Origin of the sequence: Anabaena sp. AL93 (assembly GCF_001672085.1) — a bacterium.
GTDB classification, from domain to species: domain Bacteria; phylum Cyanobacteriota; class Cyanobacteriia; order Cyanobacteriales; family Nostocaceae; genus Dolichospermum; species Dolichospermum heterosporum.
This window is the reverse complement of record NZ_LJOU01000141.1, coordinates 1-10,407: the sequence shown is the minus strand read 5'-3', so window position 1 is coordinate 10,407 and position 10,407 is coordinate 1. Positions and strand designations below refer to the sequence as shown.

9 protein-coding genes and 2 pseudogenes are annotated in these 10,407 nt (G+C 39.4%); 4 read left to right on the top strand and 7 right to left on the bottom strand.

The annotated features are described in order from the left end of the window. Window positions 1-41: 41 nt before the first annotated feature. Window positions 42-1,877, bottom strand: a complete 1,836-nt coding sequence (locus AN486_RS24720; protein ID WP_290602873.1) for an APC family permease — start codon at window positions 1,875-1,877, stop codon at window positions 42-44. 439 nt (window positions 1,878-2,316) lie between these two features. Here AN486_RS24720 and AN486_RS24715 point away from each other — a divergent pair, with 439 nt between their 5' ends. The 3 genes from AN486_RS24715 to AN486_RS24705 all read left to right on the top strand — a co-directional run bounded on the left by AN486_RS24715 (window position 2,317) and on the right by AN486_RS24705 (window position 5,538). Then, window positions 2,317-2,988 (top strand): pentapeptide repeat-containing protein, encoded by a 672-nt coding sequence (locus AN486_RS24715; protein WP_053539058.1) that lies wholly within the window; start codon window positions 2,317-2,319, stop codon window positions 2,986-2,988. Window positions 2,989-3,762: 774 nt separating this feature from the next. Next, complete coding sequence (locus AN486_RS24710) at window positions 3,763-4,587, top strand: SDR family oxidoreductase (RefSeq protein WP_053541257.1); 825 nt, start codon at window positions 3,763-3,765, stop codon at window positions 4,585-4,587. A gap of 21 nt (window positions 4,588-4,608) precedes the next feature. Continuing rightward, entirely contained in the window at window positions 4,609-5,538 is a 930-nt protein-coding gene (locus tag AN486_RS24705) for an alpha/beta hydrolase (protein ID WP_199924425.1), read from the top strand. A 7-nt stretch (window positions 5,539-5,545) separates the two neighbouring features. Here the strand turns inward: AN486_RS24705 and AN486_RS24700 are convergent. From AN486_RS24700 to AN486_RS24690, 3 genes and pseudogenes are all read right to left on the bottom strand, one after another. Further along, window positions 5,546-6,431, bottom strand: a pseudogene (locus tag AN486_RS24700) (bestrophin family protein). 339 nt (window positions 6,432-6,770) lie between these two features. Next, a complete protein-coding gene (locus AN486_RS24695; RefSeq protein WP_290602872.1) occupies window positions 6,771-6,968 on the bottom strand; it encodes a zinc ribbon domain-containing protein in 198 nt (65 codons plus the stop codon). A gap of 61 nt (window positions 6,969-7,029) precedes the next feature. Continuing rightward, window positions 7,030-8,010 (bottom strand): RNA-guided endonuclease TnpB family protein, encoded by a 981-nt coding sequence (locus tag AN486_RS24690; protein ID WP_290602870.1) that lies wholly within the window; start codon window positions 8,008-8,010, stop codon window positions 7,030-7,032. Between the two features lie 61 nt (window positions 8,011-8,071). Between AN486_RS24690 and AN486_RS24685 the strand changes: the two genes are divergently transcribed. Beyond that, window positions 8,072-8,239, top strand: a complete 168-nt coding sequence (locus tag AN486_RS24685; protein WP_168634134.1) for a hypothetical protein — start codon at window positions 8,072-8,074, stop codon at window positions 8,237-8,239. Window positions 8,240-8,296: 57 nt separating this feature from the next. Here the strand turns inward: AN486_RS24685 and AN486_RS24680 are convergent, their stop codons facing one another. The 3 genes and pseudogenes from AN486_RS24680 to AN486_RS24670 form a co-directional block, all read right to left on the bottom strand. Further along, a complete protein-coding gene (locus tag AN486_RS24680) occupies window positions 8,297-9,178 on the bottom strand; it encodes an MBL fold metallo-hydrolase (protein ID WP_290602869.1) in 882 nt (293 codons plus the stop codon). 243 nt (window positions 9,179-9,421) lie between these two features. After that, the gene (gene surE, locus AN486_RS24675; protein ID WP_027400770.1) at window positions 9,422-10,219 is read right to left on the bottom strand and encodes a 5'/3'-nucleotidase SurE; all 798 of its coding nucleotides are present in this window, start codon (window positions 10,217-10,219) and stop codon (window positions 9,422-9,424) included. Then, window positions 10,203-10,407 (bottom strand): annotated as a pseudogene (locus AN486_RS24670) (hypothetical protein); the annotation flags it as partial. The gene surE and the pseudogene AN486_RS24670, both read right to left, overlap by 17 nt.

The window sequence follows — 10,407 nt, the reverse complement described above, 5'->3', positions numbered from 1 at the left end:
TCCCTACTCCCCCTACTTCCCTACCCCCTGCCCCCTGTTCCCTATAAATAATATCTAACAGTTGTGACAATACGATTTTTCTTAGCTCGTAAAGCATTCTTTAAAAACAAAGTGGTTTGATTATGTAAAACACTATCCCACCAATTACGAGGTACAAAAACTGGGATAATCACAGTTGTAAAAACATCTGGATGAAGTTCTTTAAACTGAGTAACAAAATCCACAATTGGGTCAATTACAGAACGATAGGGAGAGTCAATAATTTCCAAAGGAATATCCGATTGGAGATTTTGCCATTTTTCTTGAAGTTTTTCCCGGTTCGTAGACCCAATATCTACGTGAACAGCCACAATTTCATCAGCAATTGTCCGTGCATAGTCTAAAGCTTCTACTGTGCCTCGGTTCAGTTGTCCGACCACGACTACCGCAGGGTGAGTGATAACCGCTGGTTTGGGAATGGAGATATAACTGCGGGGTGCTAAATCTTGAATACTCAGACGTTGGGCTACATATTGATAATGTTGATGAATGGCTGCAAATAAAGCCACGACTAACGGAATTGCTACTACAACTAACCAAGCACCTAAGATGAACTTTGTAGAAATAATCACGAACAATACAATGAGAGTAGCGAATGCTCCCAACCCATTCATGAGTGCGCTTGCACGCCAATTGCTAGTTTGTCCTTGAAACCAGTGACGAACCATGCCAGCTTGGGAAAGGGTAAAAGAAGTAAATACACCCACTGCGTAGAGAGGGATAATGGCGTTAACTTCACCTTTGAAAATAATCGCTAAAATTCCCGCACAACTACTGAGGAGAATAATACCATTGGAGTAGACCAAGCGATCGCCCAATAGGGACAACTGACGGGGTAAAAATCCATCTCGTGCCAGAAAATAACACAGTCTAGGAAAATCCGCGTAACTGGTATTTGCAGCTAACATCAAAACCAACAGGGTAACAATTTGCAGAAAATAGTAAATAGGTCCTGTCCCCAAAATTACTCTTCCCAAGAGGGAAACTACTGTTTGTCCATCTTCGGGAACAATATGATAAATGTTTGCTAGGTAAGTGATACCCACAAACATAAATCCCAAAATCACCCCTAAATACAACAGAGTTAGCCGAGCATTTTTCCATTCTGGGGCTTTAAAAGCTAATACCCCATCAGATATTGCTTCCACCCCCGTCAATGCTGTACATCCCGCCGAAAAAGCCCGTAAGATGAAGAATAAACTTATTCCTTCCGTAGCAGGAAGAGCAGGATATGCTGCCGGAACTTGCCCAGTGCTATATTTAAACAGCCCAATGCCAATTAATAGAAAAATACTCACAATAAAGGCAAAGGTCGGAACCATAAACAACTGTCCTGATTCCTTGACACCTCTAAGATTTGCCAGCATTAATAAGAAAATGAAAATCAAACACAGAAGCACTGTATGAGATTGGAGTGCAGGAATTGCTGATGTTAAAGCCGCTGTACCCGCAGATATACTGACAGTGACAGTCAAAATATAATCAATCATCAGCGAACCACCAGCCACTAGTCCTGGATAAAGACCCAAATTTTCTCTAGCGACAATGTAAGAACCACCGCCATTAGGATAAGCACGAATGGTTTGCCGATAGGAAAGAACAACTATGCCTAAAAGGGCGATAATTGCGATCGCAATGGGTAGAGACAAGCCGAGAGCGCCACTTCCTGCTGTCACTAAAACGAGCAAAATCTCTTCTGTTGCATAAGCCACAGAGGAAAGAGCATCAGAAGAAAGAACCGCCAAAGCTGCCGCGTTGCTCAATCGTTCTTCGCTATGGGCGCTCGTTGGTAAGGATTTACCGAGGAAAAATTGCTTAATTTGAGGGTAGAAGGACATATAAAGTCCGCTTGGAAAATATGTTAACTAGAACTCAGTTGAGAATAAACTCAAACCTGAGTTTACAGAATATAGTAATTTAGGCAGATTTGTAACAAATTAACCATTACATTTTAGCCTAAAATTTTGCTAACAAAAACAAGCCTCTTTAACTACCGCTCGATGCTGGGGAAGGTGCAAAACGCAGGCGGAAACATCTTATAGTGAATTTGCAGGAAAATTATCAGATTTATTTCCCGCAAAAAGAACGGTTTTAGTGAAAAATTTCCCCTATTAACTCTTAAGAGAACTCCACAAAAAGAAATGCCCAATGTCATTCTGTTCGCGCAGCGTGCCAGAGGCATTACGAAACGAAGTGTAGTAATCAGTCGCTATACTGAAAAAATAACCGCATAACTCATCATTTGTTCAATTATTAATTAATATTCATCAATACACCATGACGAGCGAACTGGAGCGATACTACAGAATCTTAGAATTAGAGCCAGGGGCTACACTCGAACAAATAAACCAGGCTTATAAAGATTTAGTGTTTGTTTGGCATCCAGACCGTCTGCCTAAAGACAATCTGCGCTTGCAACACAAAGCCCAGGAAAAGCTGAAATTATTTAATGAAGCTCGTGATAAACTGCGATCTTTACGGGATAACCAGCCCACTCGCGCTTATTCTCCAGCACCTCAAGCCAATAAACCATCATCTACATACTCTTATCCACCACACACAACTTATCAACAACCACAGCCAAATTCAGATTTAAGCGGTAAAGATTTTAGTCGTGCTAATTTGAGTAACCGGGATTTATCAGGCAGAAATTTGAGCTATGCCAATCTAAGTGGGTCTAATCTTAGTGATACCTTTATGCACAAGGTGATTCTCAGAGGTGCGGATTTGTCAGAAGCTAATTTATTTAGAGCTAACTTACTCTTAGCGGATTTAAGAGATGCCAATTTACGCTCGGCTAATTTGATTGGTGCGGATCTTAGCGGTGCTGATTTGCGGGGCGCTGATTTGACAGGAGCGAGAATTCGTTCAGGCGATCGCCTGCTGGTAAAATTGATTGGAGCTAAATTAGCTGGAGCCATCATGCCTGATGGTATAATTCATACCTGAAAACAATCCCAAGAGGCAAGAGGCAAGAGGCAAGGGGCAAGAGGCAAGAGGCAAGGGGCAAGAGACAAGAGGCAAGAGGCAAGAGGCAAGAGGCAAGAGGCAAGAGGTAAGAGGTAAGAGGTAAGAGGTAATAGGCAATAGGTAATAGGCAATAGGCAAGAGGCAAGAGTAAAGAAGTTTTCAGGGATTTTACGTTTCTTTACAGAGTTTGGTTTTTTTCCGTTCACCTACTTAGGGAACACCAAAAAATAAATTACCCAATTTTGTGGGATGGGCATCCTGCCCGTCCTTGATGATTAGCGGGCAATTCGTCCCGCACCACAAGAAATTTTTGGGTATTTTTTTAATTGGAAGTCCCTTAGGGCTTGCTGATAGCGCAGCGTGGCGTTAGCCATACTCCTGAATGGGCGCAGGCCCTGCGCCCCTACCTCCTAGCGTGGCGTTAGCCATACTCCTGACCTCACAGACAACTTTTTCAGCAAACCCTACTTAGTTATAGCCATTAAAATTAATAATATAGCCATAATCCATAATATGTGAGAGAATCTACTTCCTGCTCTTTGACTCCCGAAGTCAAGTTTACATACAAAATAGGAATGCTGTATTCACAAAATTTAATGATCAATGTGGCTTCCTTCTCAGGTTATATATTTGAATAGGCAGAAAATTTTAAGTAAAACTAATACTTATTAGTCAGAAACTTCTGGATTCCTGTACTATTGACGATTGACTGGTAATTGTTAAAAATAATTTATTTTAGTTCTATTAATGATCATGAACATTGCAATTATTGGCTGTGGTTATGTAGGTTGTGCAGTTAGCAAATATTGGCAGTCAAACAGTAATTTTATGCTGACCGCAACTACCACTAGCCCAGAACGTATTCCTACTTTAGAAACAGTAGCAAAAAGAGTTATTGTCACATCAGGTAATAATCTAGAAAGTTTGAAAGCCGTATTAAAAAATCAAGAAATTGTTTTATTAAGTGTCGGGGCAAAAAATGCAGATTCTTATGAAGAAACTTATGTAGATACTGCGAAAAATCTAGTTTCTCTCTTACCCCAATTTCCTCATATTCACCAAGTCATCTATACAGGTAGTTATTCAATTTATGGAGACAGAAATGGTATCTGGGTAGATGAAGAAAGCCCGCCAGCCCCAGCTAATCGCAATTCTCAACTACTCAGAAAAACAGAAGATATATTATTATCAGCAAACAATGAAAACACCCGCATTTGTATTTTACGGTTAGGTGGTATTTATGGACCGGGTAGAGAACTGGAAAAAATCTTTGGTAGAGCCGCAGGAACAACTCGTCCCGGAAATGGAGAAGATATCACCAATTGGGTTCATCTTGACGATATTGTTAACACCATAGAATTTGCTCGTGAGCATCGCTTACAAGGCATTTATAATCTTGTAGATGATAGTCATCTGACAAATAAAGAATTACTTGATAATGTGATGACAAAAAACAATTTACCTAAAGTTATTTGGGATGCAGATAATAAAAACATCCGCCCCTATAATGCCTGGGTATCCAATCAAAAGCTTAAAGATGCTGGATATCAATTCATTCACCCGCAAATAATTTTTTAGCCCCCATTCCCAATTATCATCATGTCATCAGCTACAATCAACAACGGAACAGCATTGCCAACCCAGTATTATTCTTGGCAAAACTATCGCTGTGCTTACGAAATTCATCAACCTATCAATTCGCCAGCAACAGGCATTCCTTTACTTTTAATTCATCCTATCGGTGTAGGTTTATCACGGCAATTTTGGCAACGATTTTGCCGAGAATGGTATGATAAAAATCACCAAAATTATATCTACAATCCCGACTTATTGGGATGTGGTGAAAGTGATATGCCAGCCTTAGCACATACACCAATTAACTGGGCAAAACAGCTACAATACTTTTTGCAAACTGTAATTAAACAACCCGTTATTATCGTAGTTCAAGGGGCTTTATTGCCAGTTGCCATTGAATTAGTGAAACTAGAAAAAGACCTAATTGCCGGGTTAGTATTATCTGATCCTACCTCTCGTCCAGTTATTACTAAAAATGCCCCCAAATGGCAACAGAACTTACTTTGGAGTATTTTTACATCTCCCATAGGTAATGCCTTTTTTCGCTATGCCCGTACCCGCAAATTTTTACATTCTTTCTCATCTGAAAAATTATTTGCTCTCAGTGAAAACGTTGATGATGAATGGCTAAATACTCTCATGGCAGATGCTAAGAATATGAATGGGCGTTATGCTGTATTTGCTTTTTTAGCCAGATTTTGGCAAAGGGATTATAGTCATGATATTGCTTCAATTCCTCACCGCACATTATTAGTTGTGGGAGAAAAAGCTCGCGGCATTAGTAAAGAAAGTAAACCAGAAACTCCCGATGAAAGATTAACATATTATTTGAATTGTTTACCTCAAGGTCAGGGAGTCAAAATCATTGGCAAGAATGTTATGCCCTATGAATATACTCAAGCATTTGTTGAGGTAGTATCACCATTTATAGCTTCTATTTCCAGTTCCATTTAAAATTTCATTATTTATGCACAGTAGGAGTTAAGGTGATTAAATCATCAATATTTCGTTTCATAGTCGTGCAAATTGCGTCTAAAGGTAAATCATTTTCGTCATAACCAAAGGGATTTTCAATTTCTAACCCAATGGCTTCAATACCTAACAACGTAAAGCTAACCAAAGCAGAAATTAACCCAGTCCACAAGACTCTGGACGATTTGAAATGGCAATAGGAAGCAATACAGCAATAATAATTGTTTGAGGTGAATAGCATAAGCCAGCGGCATTGGTGTTCTTAAAATTCGTTCACAAGAACCTAAATTATCTACCAATATATTTAATAGTTCCTGCATAGATGTCAGTTGATAACTATTAATGCAATTACGGTTATATTGCTGTTGTAAATAATCGCTAACCCAAAAGGCAATCTCTAAAGGCGGATTATTGATAATCTTCAGAGTGATGTATTTAGAATCTGGCATTAATGCTTCTAAATCACTATTTATAGGTTCACTTCGTAAATGTAGTTTTGTCGCTATGCCAAAAGCCACAAGTAAGTTTAAAGCCTCAATTTTATGATCTTTATCTTCTGGTTCTTTCTCATCAATAGATACCCAAATTTGTCGAGCTAAATTACGGATAGTATTGACTATTGCCCCCCAGCATTTTCTCCCTTCCCAAAAACGTTCATAGGCTGTATTAGTACGAAATACTAATAACAAACCCAAAACGATGCTGGGAATAACAGTCCCTAAAATTGGTTGAGAAACGGGAATTTTCAGATGATAAAGTATGGAAATTAAAACTCCAAAAGCACCACACAAAAGCACCCGTTTGTAAATCGCCGCAATGACTGATCCTTTTATTTGTAAAGCACTTTCAAACCATGACAGTCTTTTCTCTAACATATAGTAAGTAGGTGGGCATTAAAAATTGTCGTTGGGGCAAGGGAACAGGAAACAGGGAACAGGGAACAGGGAACAGGGAACAGAAAAATCAATTGTGTAATTAATTCTGTCCCATTACTTAGGTGCATTTTTCTTTGTCGGATTTGGAAAATTGAGGATATCCGTTCTATAAAACTTACCCAAAATTACCAAAGTCTAGACACATCTGGACAGCAATAATCTTAGTGTTTATTTCCTGCTTCATCGCGGTCTTAGAATGACTTCCAATCTTGTTTGCCCGCTCCACAGGCAATCTCGGTAGAACTTACCGTTTCTGACCGTAGTTCCTAAAAAGAACCGCTACGCTACAGGGATAAAAATATCCACAAACCATCGGTCAATATTCTTAGCTGCGTTGAGGTCACGATCCTCTGTATGTCCACAATCAGGACAAACATAAACGCGGCTTTTTAATGGCATTTTATGACGATGATTACCGCAGTTAAGTAGGTTGGCGTTGAAAATTGTCGTTATGGCAAGGCAAAAGGCAAGAGGCAAGAGTGAAGAGGGTTTAGGCGATTTTACATTTCTTTACACAGTTTGGTTTTATTGTGTTCACCTACTTAGAGCATATTTGCGAACTAGGAAAGAATCTATCTACAAGGATTAATTCACTGCCAAACTTCTCAGTTTTGTACTCTAATTGCCTTTTAAATTCATACATCCCACAATCTGCAATTGCACCTGCTAATTTGTGGTTCTTCAAAAATGCCTTAACGTGCAAATCTTCTATCTTAATTATGCTGTGGTTTTTAGCTAGATAGTAGGTTAATTTGTGAATAGAATCCTTGCGAATATTAGAAACTTTGGCGTGTAATTTAGCCAATTTTCTCACAGCTTTTTTACGATTATTAGACCCCTTGACCTTCTGGGTAACGCTACGCTGTAAACGTTTCATGCGTTTACTCATCCGGCGGTAGGCTTTGGGGTTTTTGAATATTTCACCATTACTGCAAACTGCTAACTCCTTTATTCCTACGTCAACGCCGATGGTCGGTCTGTCTGCAAGTATAGGAGGTTTTTCAATCTCGTACTTGACAGAAATAAACCATCTATCAGCTTGTCGGGAAATTACACAGTTATGAGTTGCGGTAATTGGTAAAGGTATGGCTAATCGTACCCAACCGATTGACGGTAATTTAATTCTTTTACCATCGTTTTTAATTAACGGTTTCGCCTTAGTCCCTGACTCTAAATAAAAAGAATCGTGCTGTCCTTTTTTCTTGAATCGGGGTTGTTTCGATGTTTTGGAAAAACACCTATCCCATGCTTGGCGTAAGTCAGTTAACGCCTTTTGTGGGACATTTTTGTTAACTTCGTAATACCAAGCGTGTTCAGATTTAACCTCGGCGACTAACTTTTTATGCAAGTCAATCGCTGATGGTAATTTAAGTTTTTCGCCTTCTTTGCGAGTAGCTAAAATATCTATGATTTGAGCATTTGCCCAGTTGTAAGCGTGTCTAGCGACTCCAGAAGCCTTGCGAAAAGCTGTAATCTGTCGGTTATTTGGAATTAGTGCAGTTTTGAATGATAAAAGCATTGATTCGACCTTCAATGTTGTGCTATGATATCTAGTATATCAGACATATTAAGATTTAGCAATGCCTCGGATTAAATTTAAACCACAAAATCAAGTAGCCTACGATAAATCACCCTTGCAATTTAAGGTTTTACCTGGAGTCAGGGAAAAAATTAAAACCGTCCCTGATTGGCAGCAACGGTTGAGGGATTTTGTTGATCAACTTATTGAAGACTTGGACAAACAGTAATATATGGATAGTTATGGGTAGAAATTATCAAGCTGTTTCTACCCCCTACCTTTAGAATCAGACAATCCAGCCGTTTTGAGGATAAAATTCTTTGTTAACTGGGATAACTAGTCCTTCCTTCGCCATAATTGCACCGGGAAAACTCGCACAAGCATCTTCACCGACACGATCTAAATAATCATCATTGTGGTCTGGATCATGATGGTAAATTACTAAGGTTTTCACATTAGCAGCTTTAGCAACTTTTATAGCTTCTTGCCAAGTGGAATGTCCCCAACCAATTTTAGGGGATTTGGGATTACTGTATTCTTCATCAGAATAGGTAGAATCATAAATGAGTACGTCAGCATTGCGAGCTAACCACAAGACATTTTCATCTAAATGATCAGGATAATGTTCAGTATCCGTGATATAGACAGCAGCACTACCTCGCCAATTAACTCGATATCCTACTGCTTTACCGGGATGATTTAAATCAGCGGTTTCTATAATGATGTCATCAATATTGATGGGCTGTCCGATTTGCACATTGTGAAAAGTCAAATTAGACTGCATAACCTGTAATGGTACAGGGAAGTTAGGATGCAGCATTTGGTCATTTAACTGCTGTTCTATAGTAGAACCATCTGGGGCGATCGCTCCATAAATATCAAATTTATTACCACTAATAAAAGCTGGGGTAAAAAAGGGAAATCCTTGAATATGATCCCAGTGGGAATGGGTAAAAAATAAATGCCCCTCTACTGGCATTTGGGACAATAAGGATTTACCTAAAATGTGCAATCCTGTCCCCGCATCAAAAATTAGTCGTTTATCGCCCACCTGCATGGAGACACAAGGAGTATTACCTCCGTAGCGGACTGTATCTAGCCCTGGACTGGGGATGCTGCCCCTAACGCCCCAAAACTGCACATTAAATTGGTTTTCTATCCTAGACATGGGTATTGTTGACTGGCTAGACTGAGCAAAGGAATCATGAAAACACAGGACTTCTTATTGATTTAAGTGTATGCTATTTTACAAATTTTATTACTGAAAACAACATACTCGGCTTTCAAAATTGCAAGCACTTTGGCTTCAATGTCATTATTAGACTCCTACATTTACTTAAGTAATAGCTAGTCAAAATCCAGTAAAGTCACTGAAAATAATTTTTTCTAGCTGAGATGAAAATGCCTAAATCTAGGGAAATTCAAATTCCCACCCAGATAGCTGATTAAGTCCATGCCCATAAGTCAAATTATATTGTAATGGAGTAATACTGATATATTTTTTTTGAATGGCATGAACATCAAGGGGAATGTGGGTTGGTAAGTTTAATTCTATAGGTGGTTCTACATCTTCGATCACCTCTCCAGTTAACCAGTAGTAAGTTTTACCTCTGGGATCAGTTCGCTTATCAAAAACATCTACGTAACGTCGTACTCCTTGTCTGGTAAAAGTAACTCCAGCTATTTCTTCCCAAGATAGGGGGGGGACGTTGACATTCAGTAACATCAATTCTGGCAGTGGTTGGGCGGCAATTTTAGCAACTAGGATTTCGGCAAATTTAGCCGCTGTTTGAAAGTCTTTATGAGTATGACTGGTTAAACTAAAAGCAATACTAGGAATACCTTCAATGACTCCTTCCATGGCGGCAGAAACAGTCCCAGAGTAGAGGATTTCTGTCCCTAAATTTGCCCCTTGGTTAATTCCAGATAGCACTAGATCGGGTGGAGAATCTAATAAAGCCCATAATCCCAATTTTACACAATCTGAAGGCGTACCATCACAAGCCCAAGCCTTAATATGAGGATGAAAAACAGATTCTACTATTTCCGCGCGAATTGGTTGCAGTAAAGTTAATCCGTGTCCTGTTGCCGATCGCTCTCGATCTGGACAAACTACTGTCACTTCATGACCCGCTGCTGCTAAAGTGTTGGCTAGGGTACGAATACCCAAAGCAGAAATTCCATCATCATTGCTAACTAGTAATTTCATTTGTCAGTTGTTCGTTGTCAGTTGTCAGGAAGAAGGCAATAGGCAATAGGCAATAGGCAATAGGCAATAGGCAATAGGCAATAGGCAATAGGCAATAGGCAATAGGCAATAGGCAATAGGCAATAGGCAATAGGCAATAGGCAATAGGCAATAGGCAATAGGCAATAGGCAATAGGCAATAGGCAATA